Here is a 13,497-nt window from a genome sequence, read left to right as displayed (position 1 = left end):
GTGCGCTTAGCTTGCCTCTAGCCCTGACCTTTTAGGGATAAAGCGCCTCGCTCAAACCTCAGCAGCGCCGGCCCCCGGTCCGGCGCACGCCCTCTGGTGGGGCGTTTTGAGAGGGCGGGATGGGCGTGTGGGTGCCTTGGGCACGCCGGTGTTGGCCGGGGCGCTTCTTGGTACTCGGGTTGGGGCACAGCGCGGGACCGCCGATCGCCGCGTCGGAACCACGCTCGGCCTCGGCGGGCAGGCAACTGCGCAGCAACCCCGCTTGGCAGCCACGCGTCCGCGCCGGAAGCCAGCTCAGCGGCCATGCGACTGCGCAGGAAACCCGCGCAATGGCCACACGACCGCGCCAAACCGAACCGCCGCTCAGCGCGGCGCGACCGCGCCGCGTCATTGCTCAGCGCCCGGGAAGCGCCTAAGCGCCCGACGCCCTCCAGCCAACCGCCGCTCCGCGCGCGCCCTACTGCAGGTCCGCAAAGGCCTTCGCCAACCGCTCGGCGGCCTCCTCGACCCGCGCGCGGGGGGTGGCGAGGTTGAACCGCAGGAAGCTCTCGCCGCCGCTGCCGAAGGTCTCGCCGTGGTTCACCGCGATCCCGGCCTCCTGCTCGACCCGGGCGCGGAACTCGCGCGGCGCCATGCCGGTGCCGGCGAAATCCACCCAGGCCAGGTAGGTCGCCTCGAGCGGCATCGAGGCGAGCCCCGGGATCTCCGCCACCGCCGCGTCGAAGACCCGCCGGTTGCCCTCGAGATAGGCGCAGAGCCCGTCGACCCACTCCGCGCCCTCGGGGCTGTAGGCGGCCTTGACCATCTCCAGCCCGAAGAGCCCCGGCGACATGCCGAGCGCCGCCATCCGCGCCCCGAAGGCCGAGCGCAGCGCCGGATCGGGGATGATGACATTGCCGATATGGGCCCCGGCGATGTTGAAGGTCTTGGTCGCCGCGGTCATCATCACCAGCCGGTCGCGGATGCCGTGGTCGATGGTGTCGAAGGCGCGGTGGCGCTGGCCGGGCATCACCAGGTCCATGTGGATCTCGTCGGAGACCAGGATCAGGTTGTGGCGCCGGGCGAAATCGGCGACGCCGCGCAGCTCCGCCTCGGACCAGACGCGGCCGCCGGGATTGTGCGGCGAGCAGAGGATCACCATCTTCTCGCGCCCGGTCATCTGGGCGTCATAGGCGTCGAAATCCATCTCGTAGCGGCCGTTCTCGGAGGTCAGCGGGCATTCCACCACCTCCCGGCCCGCGGCGCGGATCACCTTGGCGAAGGCATGGTAGACCGGGGTAAAGAGCACCACGCCGTCGCCCGGCTCGGTCCAGGTGTCGACGCACATGGCGGTGCCGTTGACCAGCCCGTGGGTCGAGAAGATCCAGTCGGCCTCGATCGACCAGCCGTGGCGGGTCTGCATCCACCAGCAGATCGCCTCGCGATAGGCCTCATCGGGGCCCGGGTAGCCGTAGATGCCGTGATCGGCGAGCCCCCGGAGCGCGCGGGTCACCCCCTCGGGCGGGCGGAAGTCCATGTCGGCCACCCACATGGCGATGCCGGTCTCGGGCGACACGCCGTAGAGCTTCTCCATCCCGTCCCACTTCATGCAGCCGGTCCCGACCCGGTCGATGATCTCGTCGAAGCTCATGCGGTTCTCCTTGCTGGCGTCCCGCGCGAGACTGCCAGAACGCGCGGCGGGCTCAAGGCGAAAGAGGGGGGGGTGGGGGGTGGGGGGTGGGCGTGGGCTGTGGGGTCGAGGGACGCGCGTCGGGCCGCGGGCCCCGAGGCCGTGCGCCCAGTTGTGGCGAGAAGTGGCGTGCCACCAGCCCGGAAGGTGCCATCCCGAGGATACCCGCGTCCAACGCCGCGCCGCGAGACAAGCCCAACGCCCAAGCAAGGGCGCGCGCCGGACCGGGGGCCGGCGCTACTGCCAGTCGATCGGCGCACTTTATCCCAACAAGGTCAGGACTAGCGGCGATCTGCGCACGCCACCCCAGGGAGCGCCGGCCCATCGGGCCGGTCCGGCGCGCGCCCGGCACCTTCGGTGCTATTCGGGCGCAGGAGTGCGACGTGGCGCATCGGGCAGATGGTGGGTGCGTGCGGTGAGGTTGGTTGCGGGGCGGCATTGGAATCGGTGCGCGTTAGGCCCGGTGTCGCGGTGGCGAGCGCGGTGAAAATTGGGTGCGAGCGGCTTTGGAAAGGCGTGAGTGGTGAACGTGGTTAAGGGGGGCGAGAGCGGCGCAGGAGAGCGGCTTGAGCGCATCCCCTCGCCGGGGCTTGCGAAGCTCGCGGGCCTGCCATTCCGCAATCACCTTCCCTCGGCAACCGACAGACCGTCCCAAGCACGCTCACAAGCAATCCGGCCACGACCCCTCAAATAGCCCAACACCCCCCAAACGCCATCATCCCCGCTCACCGCCTCCCCCCTCCCCGCTTTCAGTTGCGCCCGCCCGGCGAGATGCTTACATCGCGGCTCATGGCACTGAGACCGATCATCCTGCACCCCGACCCGCGCCTGAAGAAGGTCTGCCCGCCCGTCGAGGCGGTCACCGACGAGCTGCGCGCGCTCGCCGACGACATGCTCGAGACCATGTATGACGCGCCCGGCATCGGCCTCGCGGCGCCGCAGATCGGGCAGATGCTCCGGCTGATCGTGCTCGACTGCGTCAAGGACGAGGACGCCGAGCCGCGCCCGATTGTCATGTTCAACCCCGAGATCCTCTCGGCCTCGGAAGAGACCGGCACCTACGAAGAAGGCTGCCTCTCGATCCCCGAGCAATTCGCCGAGGTCGAACGTCCGACCGAGGTCACCGTGACCTGGCTCGACCGCGACGGCGCGCGCCAGGAGGAACATTTCGACGGCCTCTGGGCGACCTGCGTGCAGCACGAGATCGACCATCTGAACGGCAAGCTCTTCATCGACTACCTCGGCCCGATGAAGCGCCAGATGATCACCCGCAAGATGCAGAAGCTGAAGCGCGAGAAGGCCCGCGCGTGACCGCCCGGCCGATCCTGCGCTGGCCCGACCGACGGCTGAAGACATCCGCCGCGCCGGTCGCCGGGATCACCGACGAGATCCGCGGCCATTGGGACGACATGATCGACACAATGGAGGCCATGCCCGGCGTCGGGCTGGCGGCGGTGCAGATCGGCGTCATGCTGCGGCTGGCCGTCGTCGATGCCTCCGAGGCCCGGGGCGAGGCCATCCGCATGGCCAACCCCGAGGTCCTGCACGCCAGCGTCACCCCGCGCGAACACGAGGAAGCCAGCCCCTGCCTGCCCGGCGTCTCGGCCAAGGTCTCCCGGCCCCGGGCGGTGACGGTGCGCTTCCTCAACGCCGAGGGCGAGACCGAGGAAAAGGACTTCGTCGGCCTCTGGGCGACCTCGGTGCAGCACCAGATCGACCACCTGAACGGGCGGATGTATTTTGACCTTCTGTCGAAGACCCGGCGCGACATGCTGTTGCGCCGGGCGAAAAAGCGCGTCTGATCAGACCGCTGCGAGCCCGGTGTCGAGCGCCGCGAGGATGCCCTCGACCTCGCCCTCGGTGATCACCAGGGGCGGCGACATCAGGATGTTGTGCATGCCGAGCCGCACCATGGCGCCTGCCTCGTAGGTGGCCTGGTGGATGCGCGCCATGCTGGCGGCATCGAGCGGCGTCTTCGCCTTCCGGTCCGAAACCAGCTCCACCCCGGTCATCAGCCCGTGGCCGCCGCGCACGTCGCCGATGATCTCGTGGCGCTGTGCCAGGGCCTGCACGCCCTCGTAGAGCTGGCGCCCGCGCGCGGCGGCATTGGCCTCGACGCCCAGCCGGCGGGTTTCGTCCAGGGTGGCGACCACCGCCGCCGCGCCGACGGGATGGGCGGAATAGGTGTAGCCGTGCCAGATCGCCCCCTCGGCGCCGGCGCTTTCGAAGACCTCGGCCATGCCGGCGGAGACCAGCGTCGCGCCGACCGGGAAATAGCCCGAGGTGATGCCCTTGGCGGTGCACATCATGTCGGGCTTCACCCCCCAGTGCCGCGCGCCCGAGCCGTGGCCCGTGCGCCCGAAGCCGGTGATCACCTCGTCCGAGATCATCAGGATGCCGTGCCGATCGCAGACCTCGCGCATGCGCCGCATGAAGCTCTCGCCCGGCACGATCACCCCGCCCGCGCCCTGGATCGGCTCCATGATGAAGGCGGCGATGGTCTCGGGGCCCTGGAAGACGATCTCGTCCTCGGCCATGGCGGCGATCTTGCGGGCCAGTTCCTCGGGGTCGCGCTCGTCGAAGGGGTTGCGGTAGCTATAGGGGCTCGGCAAGTGGAAACAGCCGGGCATCAGCGGCTCGTAGCCGATGCGGAAGCGGTTGTTGCCATTGACCGAGGCGCCGCCCCAATGGGTGCCGTGGTAGCCCTTCTTCAAGGACAGGAACTTGGTCCGCCCGGGCGCGCCCTTCAGGCGGTGATACTGCCGCGCGAGCCGCAGCGCGGTGTCGACCGAATCCGACCCGCCCGAGGTAAAGAAGGCCCGCGCCATGCCGTCCTCGGCGAAGAAGTCGCAGACCGCCTGGCTGGCCTCGATGGCGGCGGGATTGGTGGTGCCCGCGAAGGCCGAGTAATAGGGCAGCTCGCCCAGCTGGTCGGCGATGGCGGCTTTCACCCGGTCGTTGGAATAGCCCAGGTTCACGCACCAGAGCCCGCCCACCGCGTCGATGGCGGAATGCCCGTCGACATCGGTGATCGAGACGCCCGAGGCGCTGCGCACGATGCGCGGCGGGCTCTCGCGCAGGGCGCCGGGATGGCCCATCGGGTGCCAGAGGTGGCGGGCGTTCTCTTCCTTGAGGTAGTTGAGGTCTTTCACGGCGGGGCCCTCCGCTGCTGGAATTTGATCAAATCCTAGCGCGCCACGGGTCCGGCCAAAAGAGATTCCTTTCCCCCTTCATCTTGGCAAAAATACCTCGGGGGAGCGCGAGGGGGCTGGCCCCATCGCCCGCGCGTGCCGCAGGCACGCGCTTCGGCGCATGACCTCGAAGTCAGAGGAACCAAAGCGGGCGGGCCAACAGCACGCTGGCCAGCCGTTTGCCCGGCCCCAAAGCCGCGCAGCCAGCCGCGCGCGCCCCCAGCCTTACAGCCTCGCCGCCAGCCGCACGCCCTGGTCGATCGCGCGCTTGGCGTCGAGCTCGGCGGCCACATCCGCCCCGCCGATCACATGGGCGCTCACCCCGCACGCCTCGAGCGCATCGGCCAGGCTGCGTTCGCTCAGCTGACCCGCGCAAAGCACCACCGTGTCGCAGGCGATGACCTCGGGGCGCTCGCGCGCCTCGCCGTAGGAGACATGCAGCCCCTCGGCGTCGATGCGCTCGTAGTTCACGCCGGCGCGCATCTCGACGGATTTCATCTGCAGGCCGGCGCGGTGGATCCAGCCGGTGGTCTTGCCGAGCCGCTTGCCCGGCTTCTCGCTCTTGCGCTGCAGAAGCGTGACCTGCCGCCGGGCGGGATGCGGCTGCGGGCCCTCGGGCGCGAGGCCCGAGCGCGCGGCGGCGGTGTCGGTCACACCCCATTCGCGCATCCATTCGGGCAGGTCCTCGGTGGCGCTGTCCTCGGTCACCAGGAACTCCGAGACGTCGAAACCGATGCCGCCCGCGCCGACCACGGCGACCCGTTCGCCGACCGGCTTGCCGTGGCGCAACACGTCGACGTAGCCCAGCACGTTGGTGCCGTCCTGGCCCGGGATCCCGGGGTCGCGCGGGGTGACGCCGGTGGCGATCACCACCTCGTCGAAACCGTCCAGCATCTCGGCCGTGGCCTCGGTTCCGAGCCGCGTCTCGATCCCGCGCAGCTGGACCATATGGGCGAACCAGTCGACCAGGCCACGGAACTCCTCCTTGCCGGGGATGACCTTGGCCATGTTGAGCTGGCCGCCGATCTCCTCGGCGCGGTCGAAAAGCGTCACCGCATGGCCGCGCTCGGCGGCGGTCAGCGCCGCGGAAAGCCCGGCGGGGCCCGCGCCGACCACGGCGACGCGCTTCGCCGCGGGGGCGGCCTCGATCACGATCTCGGTCTCGAAGGCGGCGCGCGGGTTCACCAGGCAGGAGGAGACCTTGCCCTGGAAGGTGTGATCCAGGCAGGCCTGGTTGCAGGCGATGCAGGGCGCGATCTCGCGGGCGCGGCCCGAGGCGGCCTTCACCACGAAATCCTGATCGGCCAGCCAGGGCCGCGCCATGGAGACCATGTCGGCGCAACCCTCGGCCAGGACCTCCTCGGCGACCTCGGGAGTGTTGATCCGGTTCGAGGTGATCAGCGGCACCGAGACCTGGCCCATGAGCTTCTTGGTCACCCAGGCGAAGGCCGCGCGCGGCACCGAGGTGGCGATGGTCGGCACCCGGGCCTCGTGCCAGCCGATGCCGGTGTTGATGATCGTGGCGCCGGCGGCCTCGACCGCCTTGGCCAGTTGCACGACCTCTTCGTAGGTCGAGCCGTTGGGCACCAGGTCGATCATCGAGAGCCGGTAGATCAGGATGAAATCCGGCCCGACCGCCTCGCGCACCCGGCGCACCACCTCGACCGGCAGGCGCATGCGGTTCTCGTAGGCGCCGCCCCAGCGGTCCTCGCGGCGGTTGGTATGGGTGACCAGGAACTGGTTCAGGAAATAACCCTCGGAGCCCATGATCTCGACGCCGTCGTAACCCGCCTCGCGGGCGCGGACGGCGGAGGTCACGATGTCGGCGATCTGCTTCTCGATGCCCGCCTCGTCCAGCTCGTTCGGCGGGAAAGGCGAGATCGGCGATTTCACCGGCGAGGGCGCCACGCATTTCGGCCCGTAGGCATAGCGCCCCGCGTGCAGGATCTGCATGGCGATCTTGCCGCCGTCGCCATGCACCCGGTCGGTGATGACCCGGTGGTTGGCGATGTCCTCGGGGGTGAAGAGCCCCGCCGCGCCGGGGAAGACGCCGCCTTCCTCGTTCGGGGCCATGCCGCCGGTGACCATGAGCCCGGCCCCGCCGCGCGCGCGGGCGGCGTAGAACTCGGCCACGCGGTTCCAGTCGCCGCGTTCCTCGAGGTTGGTGTGCATCGAGCCCATCAGCACGCGGTTCTTCAGCGTGGTGAAGCCCAGGTCGAGCGGGGCGAGAAGATGGGGATAATCGGTCATGCTGGGCCTCCCTTGTCGCGGCGGAGTTCACATGACCGGGCGGAGCCTGTCAGCCCCAACGTGGCGTCACGGGCGAAGGCGCGCATCTGCGCCCCCTCGCCCGCAAGCAGTGTCAGCTTTTCATGCTGTCCCAGAAGCTCTTCACCGATTTGAAGAAGCTCTTGGATTCGGGGTTGTTGTCCTCGCTCATCTCCTCGAACTCGCGCAGAATCTCCTTCTGGCGCGAGGTGAGGTTGACCGGGGTCTCGACCGCCAGCTCGATGAACATGTCGCCCGAGCCGCCGCCGCGCAGCGCCGGCATGCCCTTGCCGCGCAGGCGCATCTGCCGGCCGGACTGCGAGCCGCCGGGGATCTTCACCCGGCTGCGGCCGCCGTCGATGGTCGGCACCTCGATGTCGCCGCCCAGGGCCGCCGTGGCCATGGAGACCGGCACGCGGCACTGCAGGTTCACCCCGTCGCGGTCGAAGATCGGATGGGCGGTGACCTCGATGAAGATATAGAGGTCGCCCGGCGGGCCGCCGCGCATCCCCGCCTCGCCTTCACCGGCGAGCCGGATGCGGGTGCCGGTCTCGACGCCCTTGGGGATGGTCACCGAGAGCGCGCGCTCCTTCTCGACGCGGCCGGCGCCGTGGCAGGTGCCGCAGGGGTTCTTGACCGTCTGGCCGAGCCCCGAACAGGTCGGGCAGCTGCGCTCCACCGTGAAGAAGCCCTGGGTCGCGCGGACCTTGCCCATGCCCGAGCAGGTCGGACAGGTGGTGGGCTCGGCGCCGCCCTCGGCGCCGGTGCCGCTGCAGGAGCCGCATTGCACCGAGGTCGGCACCTGGATCGACTTGTGCAGCCCCTGGAAGGCTTCCTCGAGCGTGATGCGCAGGTTGTAGCGCAGGTCCGCCCCGCGCGCCGCGCGGGCCCGGCCGCCGCGCGCGCCGCCCATGAAGTCGCCGAAGAGGTCGTCGAAGACATCCGAGAAGGCGCTGGCGAAATCGCCCTGGCCGCCGCCGAAGCCGCCGCCGGGCCGGCCGCCGCCGCCACCCATGCCGCCTTCGAAGGCCGCGTGGCCGAAGCGGTCGTAGGCGGCCTTTTTCTCGGCGTCCTTGAGGACGTCATAGGCCTCGTTGGCTTCCTTGAACTGCGACTCCGCCTCGGGATTGTCGGCGTTGCGGTCGGGGTGCAGCTCCTTCGCCTTGCGGCGGTAGGCTTTCTTGATCTCGTCCCCCGACGCATCCCGGGCCAGGCCGAGCACGTCGTAGTAATCGCGTTTGGACATACACGCCTCCTTCACGCGGTGTAAAACGCCAAGGGCCGGCCCGGCATCCGGACCGGCCCCCGATCATGCGTTTCGCACCGGGCTCAGCCCTGCTTCCGATCTTCGCCGAGATCCTCGAAATCGGCGTCGACGATGTCTTCATCGCTCGAGTTGCCGTTCTCGGAGCTGTCGGCCTCCGGGGTGCTGTCCTCGGAGCTTTCGGACTGCGCCTTGTAGATCGCCTCGCCCAGTTTCATCGAGGCCTCGGTCACGTTCTGGATGCCCGACTTGATCTTCTCGGCATCGTCGTTCTCGAGCTCGTCCTTGAGCGCGGCCACCGCCAGTTCGATCGCTTCCACGGTCGAGGGGTCGACCTTGTCGCCGTGTTCCTCGATCGACTTCTCGGTCGCGTGGATCAGGCTTTCCGCCTGGTTCCGCGCATCCACGAGGTCGCGGCGCTTCTTGTCCGCCTCGGCGTTCTCCTCGGCGTCCTTGACCATGTTGTTGATCTCGTCGTCCGAGAGGCCGCCCGAGGCCTGGATGGTGATCTTCTGCTCCTTGTTCGTGCCCTTGTCCTTCGCCGCAACGGAGACGATGCCGTTCGCGTCGATGTCGAAGGTCACCTCGATCTGGGGCATGCCGCGCGGTGCCGGCGGGATGTCCTCGAGGTTGAACTGGCCGAGCATCTTGTTGTCGGAGGCCATCTCGCGCTCGCCCTGGAAGACCCGGATGGTCACCGCACCCTGGTTGTCCTCGGCGGTCGAGAAGATCTGGCTCTTCTTCGTCGGAATCGTGGTGTTGCGGTCGATCAGACGGGTGAAGACACCACCCAGCGTCTCGATGCCGAGCGACAGCGGGGTCACGTCGAGCAGCACCACGTCCTTCACGTCACCCTGGAGCACGCCCGCCTGGATCGCGGCGCCCATGGCGACGACCTCGTCGGGGTTCACGCCCTTGTGGGGCTCCTTGCCGAAGAACTTGGTCACTTCCTCGAGCACCTTGGGCATCCGGGTCTGACCGCCGACGAGCACGACCTCGTCGATGTCATCGGTCGAGAGGCCCGCATCCTTCAGCGCCGCCTGGCAGGGCTTGATCGAGGCCTTGATCAGGTCGTTCACGAGGCTTTCCAGCTTCGCGCGGGTGAGCTTCATCACCATGTGCAGCGGCTGGCCGTTGGAGCCCATGGAGATGAACGGCTGGTTGATCTCGGTCTGGCTGGCCGAGCTGAGCTCGATCTTCGCCTTCTCGGCGGCTTCCTTCAGGCGCTGGAGCGCCATCTTATCCTGGGTGAGATCGACCTGGTTCTCTTTTTTGAACTCGTCGGCGAGGTAGTTGACGATCCGCATGTCGAAGTCTTCACCGCCGAGGAAGGTATCGCCGTTGGTGGACTTCACCTCGAAGAGGCCGTCGTCGATCTCGAGGATGGTGACGTCGAAGGTGCCGCCGCCGAGGTCGTAGACCGCGATGGTCTTGCTGTCCTTCTTGTCGAGGCCATAGGCCAGCGCCGCCGCGGTCGGCTCGTTGATGATGCGCAGCACCTCGAGGCCGGCGATCTTGCCGGCGTCCTTGGTGGCCTGGCGCTGCTGGTCGTTGAAATAGGCCGGGACGGTGATGACCGCCTGGTCGACCTCTTCGCCGAGGTAGCTCTCGGCGGTTTCCTTCATCTTCTGCAGGATGAAGGCCGAGATCTGCGAGGGCGAATACTTGTCGCCGCGGGCCTCGACCCAGGCGTCGCCGTTGCCGCCGTCGATGATCTCGTACGGCATGTTCTTCTTGTCCTTGGCGAGGTCCGAATCGTCGAACCGGCGCCCGACGAGGCGCTTCACGCCGAAGATCGTGTTCTCGGGGTTCGTCACCGCCTGGCGCTTGGCCGGCTGGCCGACGAGCCGCTCGTCTTCGGTGAAGGCGACGATGGACGGGGTCGTCCGCGCGCCCTCGGCATTCTCGATCACCCTCGACTGGCTGCCATCCATGATGGCGACGCAGGAGTTGGTGGTCCCGAGGTCGATGCCGATCACTTTACCCATGATTTCGATCCCTTCTTCAATTCAAGGCGATAACCCGAGGCGAAGGCCCGTTGTGGCACCCCGCGCCCCGATAGCGGTCGCTGACCCGGGGCGTCACCGCCCCCGATCACGCGGTCGTGCGGTATATAAGAAGGGGGTTTTGGGCCTGCAAGCGGGCGGGGGCGCAAAGTTTCCCGTCCTGGGGCTCGCCGGGCTATGTCCGGGGAAAGGGCGGGCCATGGCCGCCAGGGGCGGTTTTCAATCGCCGCCCGAGGCGCGAGACTGCCCGCCATGAGCGATCCCCGGCCCGCGCCCCTGATGCTGCGCGGCATGTCCGTCTACCCCGGTTTCCTCGACCGCGCGGCCCAGGAGCTGCTGGTCGAGCGGCTCCGCGACTGCCTGCGCGCCGCGCCGCTCGTGCGGCCGGTGACCCCGCGCGGGCGGCAGATGTCGGTCGCCATGTCCGCCGCCGGGCGCTTCGGCTGGGTCACCGATAGGCAGGGCTACCGCTACGAGCCGCGCCACCCGGACGGCCAGCCCTGGCCGCCGATCCCCGAGGAGGTGCTCGCGGTCTGGGAGGCGGTCTCGGGCAGCGCGCGGGCCCCGGAGTGCTGCCTGATCAACTGGTATGGCGAGGGCGCGAAGATGGGCCTGCACCAGGACCGGGACGAGGCCGATTTCTCCCAGCCGGTGGTCTCGATCTCGCTCGGCGACGCGGCGCTTTTTCGGATCGGCAACGAGACCCGCGGCGGGAAGACCGAGTCGCTGTGGCTGAACTCCGGCGATGTGACCGTGATGGGCGGCGAAGCGCGGCTGCGCTACCACGGGGTGGACCGGGTGAAGCCGGGCTCCTCTACGCTCCTGCCGAAGGGCGGGCGGATCAACCTGACGCTGCGGGTGGTGACGTGAGGGGGGCTTTGGTGGGGTCTGAGGCGGCGGCGGGCTGGTTTCCCTAGGGCCGCACCGACCCAGCTTCACGACGTCGCGCCGATCTGACCCCGCCCAGCCGCTCAACCTACCGCCACTCCGACGAGCCGCTCAAACTTCCCTCTCTGCAAAGCGACGGCAACCTGCCCCGCACCCCGCAAAGCCGCATCGACAGCCCCCATTTCGCACCCACCACCCTCTCACCCCGCCCAAACAGAGGGCGCGCGCCGGACCGGGGGCCGGCGCTGCCGACCTCTGAGCGAGGCGCTTAATGGCAGCAAGGTCAGGGCTAGGGATGAAGTGCGCGCACCACCCACAAGAGCGCCGGCCCAAGGGGCCGGTCCGGCGCGCGCCCGGCACCTTCGGTGCTATTCGGGCGCAAGTGGGCAAATACCATTCTTCGGGAGAAGATCCACGGCCTGAGCTATGTTCGACTCGGGCCCAACCCCGTCAGCCCCCTCACCGCCGCGCACTCCAGGACACCGAGATCCGCCGCCGCGTGTAGAACTCCAGCATCAGCCCGATCATCAGGAGCGTCACGATCACCCAGAGCGGGTACGAGATCGAGGAGTTGCGCGGCCAGTAGTTCAGGAAGGCAAAGCCCCGGGCCTGGTCGATGGCGTGGAACAGCGGGTTCCAGGAAAACATCGCCAGCATCTTGGGCGTCAGCATGTTGGCCGCGAACATCTTGCCCGAGGCGATCATGTTGGCGCGCGAATAGACCGTGGTCAGGATCCCGATCGGCGTCGGCGCCCAGGGCGCCAGCGCCATGAAGACCATCCCGATCACCGCCCCCGAGGCCCAGGCGATCAGCAGCATCCCGTAGGCGCCGAGCGGATCGTGGATCGAGGCCAGCGCGCCGGGTTCGACCAGCGCGTCGTAGACGAAGAGGATCGCCATCAGCGACAGCGTCTGGATGTAGAGCGTCGAGAGCATCGCCGAGAGGATCGTCACCGCGGTGTTCATCGGCGCGTGCTGCATCATCGGGCCCAGCGCGTTGCCCGCCGCCTTCACCGCGCTCATGGTCTTGATATGCGTCATGTAGAGGAAGACGCCGGACATGATGAAGATCAGGTAGTCGCCGCGGATCGGCGAGGCCTTCATGCCTAAGAGCCGGAACATGAAATAGAAGGCCAGCGTGAAGATCACCGCCTGCAGCATGTTGGTGACCACGGCGAGGATGGCGTTGTTGTGGCCCTGCCGCACGCTGCGCACCGCGTTGTGGAACACCAGCTCGGCGATCTGGACCGCGCCGGCGGTGCGGCTGCGCGCTTGGATCTTGTCGAACATGGGGCCTGCCTTGCCTCCTCAAACCGGGCTGAGACGCTTGCCCGGCCCGGCGCGGGCAAGCATAAGGTCCGGGCGATTTCAAATCAATGAACGCGGGAATTGTGCCGCGGGAAAGGCGAGAGTTTGAATTATTCCGAACTGACCCAGGTGATGCGGCGCCTCGCGCTCGAGGCCGGCGAAAAGATCATGCAGATCTACGAGTCCGATGACTTCGACGTGAAGACCAAGGCCGACGCCAGCCCCGTGACCGAGGCCGACGAGGCCGCCGACGCGCTGATCTCGGCAGGTCTGACCGAGGCCTTCCCCGATGTCGCCCTGGTCACCGAGGAGCAATCGGCCAGCCACGACCAGGAGGTCTCGACCTTCCTGATCGTCGACCCGCTCGACGGCACCAAGGAATTCGTCAACCGCCGCGGCGATTTCACCGTGAACATCGCTTATGTCGAGAACGGCCTGCCGGTGCGCGGCGTGGTCTATGCGCCGGCCCGCAAGCGCATGTTCTACACCGACAGCGTCGGCAACAGCGTCGAGGAAGAGGGCCCCTTCGACCACGAGACCCCGGGCACCACCCGGCCGCTCAAGGTCTCGGAGCCCGACAACGAGGCGCTCATGGTGGTGGCCTCGAAGTCCCACCGCGACGCGGCGACCGATGACTACATCGGCCTCTACAGCGTGAAGGATTCGCGCTCGGCCGGCTCCTCGCTGAAGTTCTGCCTGGTGGCGACCGGCGAGGCGGACCTCTATCCCCGCCTCGGGCGCACCATGGAATGGGACACCGCCGCCGGCCAGGCGGTGCTCGCGGGCGCCGGCGGCCGGGTGGTGCGCTTCGACGACCACACGCCGCTGACCTACGGCAAGCCGGGCTTCGCCAACCCCTTCTTCATCGCCTATGCGCCCGGGGTCGACCTGAAGGAGGGCTGA

10 protein-coding genes are annotated in these 13,497 nt (G+C 68.5%); 4 read left to right on the top strand and 6 right to left on the bottom strand.

Going from position 1 to position 13,497, the window contains the following annotated elements:
* Positions 1–457 precede the first annotated feature (457 nt).
* Positions 458–1,630: a MalY/PatB family protein gene (locus LR948_RS09000; RefSeq protein ID WP_232753673.1), complete on the bottom strand. Its 1,173-nt coding sequence runs from the start codon at positions 1,628–1,630 to the stop codon at positions 458–460.
* A gap of 828 nt (positions 1,631–2,458) precedes the next feature.
* Here LR948_RS09000 and def (LR948_RS08995) point away from each other — a divergent pair.
* Together def (LR948_RS08995) and def (LR948_RS08990) are read left to right on the top strand one after the other, a co-directional pair.
* Positions 2,459–2,980, top strand: coding sequence for a peptide deformylase (gene def, locus LR948_RS08995; protein ID WP_232753672.1), 522 nt, complete (start codon positions 2,459–2,461; stop codon positions 2,978–2,980).
* Positions 2,977–3,471 carry a peptide deformylase gene (def, locus tag LR948_RS08990; protein ID WP_232753671.1) on the top strand — a complete coding sequence of 165 codons (495 nt, stop codon included), beginning with the start codon at positions 2,977–2,979 and terminating at the stop codon, positions 3,469–3,471. Before def (LR948_RS08995) ends, def (LR948_RS08990) begins: the two co-directional genes overlap by 4 nt.
* On the opposite strand, the gene LR948_RS08985 is transcribed toward def (LR948_RS08990), so the two are convergent.
* The 4 genes from LR948_RS08985 to dnaK form a co-directional block, all read right to left on the bottom strand.
* A complete protein-coding gene (locus LR948_RS08985; protein WP_232753670.1) occupies positions 3,472–4,821 on the bottom strand; it encodes an aminotransferase class III-fold pyridoxal phosphate-dependent enzyme in 1,350 nt (449 codons plus the stop codon). It abuts the gene before it with no gap.
* A gap of 264 nt (positions 4,822–5,085) precedes the next feature.
* Entirely contained in the window at positions 5,086–7,110 is a 2,025-nt protein-coding gene (locus tag LR948_RS08980) for an NADPH-dependent 2,4-dienoyl-CoA reductase (RefSeq protein ID WP_232753669.1), read from the bottom strand.
* Between the two features lie 112 nt (positions 7,111–7,222).
* Positions 7,223–8,374 (bottom strand): molecular chaperone DnaJ, encoded by a 1,152-nt coding sequence (gene dnaJ / locus LR948_RS08975; RefSeq protein ID WP_232753668.1) that lies wholly within the window; start codon positions 8,372–8,374, stop codon positions 7,223–7,225.
* A gap of 83 nt (positions 8,375–8,457) precedes the next feature.
* A complete protein-coding gene (dnaK, locus tag LR948_RS08970; RefSeq protein ID WP_232753667.1) occupies positions 8,458–10,380 on the bottom strand; it encodes a molecular chaperone DnaK in 1,923 nt (640 codons plus the stop codon).
* A 270-nt stretch (positions 10,381–10,650) separates the two neighbouring features.
* Between dnaK and LR948_RS08965 the strand changes: the two genes are divergently transcribed.
* Entirely contained in the window at positions 10,651–11,268 is a 618-nt protein-coding gene (locus tag LR948_RS08965) for an alpha-ketoglutarate-dependent dioxygenase AlkB (protein ID WP_232753666.1), read from the top strand.
* 477 nt (positions 11,269–11,745) lie between these two features.
* Here LR948_RS08965 and LR948_RS08960 read toward each other — a convergent pair whose 3' ends face one another.
* Positions 11,746–12,576 (bottom strand): ABC transporter permease, encoded by an 831-nt coding sequence (locus tag LR948_RS08960; RefSeq protein ID WP_232753665.1) that lies wholly within the window; start codon positions 12,574–12,576, stop codon positions 11,746–11,748.
* Positions 12,577–12,699: 123 nt separating this feature from the next.
* Here LR948_RS08960 and cysQ point away from each other — a divergent pair, with 123 nt between their 5' ends.
* Positions 12,700–13,497, top strand: coding sequence for a 3'(2'),5'-bisphosphate nucleotidase CysQ (cysQ, locus tag LR948_RS08955; protein WP_232753664.1), 798 nt, complete (start codon positions 12,700–12,702; stop codon positions 13,495–13,497).

The sequence above is a fragment of the Roseivivax sp. GX 12232 genome (assembly GCF_021272185.1).
Lineage (GTDB): Bacteria > Pseudomonadota > Alphaproteobacteria > Rhodobacterales > Rhodobacteraceae > Roseivivax.
This window is presented reverse-complemented; position numbering and strand designations above follow the sequence as displayed.

Bases quoted from the DNA above. Each gene is read 5' to 3' on its own strand.
- LR948_RS09000 (WP_232753673.1), bottom strand. From the start codon at position 1,630: ATGAGCTTCGACGAGATCATCGACCGGGTCGGGACCGGCTGCATGAAG.
- def (WP_232753672.1), top strand. From the start codon at position 2,459: ATGGCACTGAGACCGATCATCCTGCACCCCGACCCGCGCCTGAAGAAG.
- LR948_RS08980 (WP_232753669.1), bottom strand. From the start codon at position 7,110: ATGACCGATTATCCCCATCTTCTCGCCCCGCTCGACCTGGGCTTCACC.
- dnaJ (WP_232753668.1), bottom strand. From the start codon at position 8,374: ATGTCCAAACGCGATTACTACGACGTGCTCGGCCTGGCCCGGGATGCG.
- dnaK (WP_232753667.1), bottom strand. From the start codon at position 10,380: ATGGGTAAAGTGATCGGCATCGACCTCGGGACCACCAACTCCTGCGTC.
- LR948_RS08965 (WP_232753666.1), top strand. From the start codon at position 10,651: ATGAGCGATCCCCGGCCCGCGCCCCTGATGCTGCGCGGCATGTCCGTC.
- LR948_RS08960 (WP_232753665.1), bottom strand. From the start codon at position 12,576: ATGTTCGACAAGATCCAAGCGCGCAGCCGCACCGCCGGCGCGGTCCAG.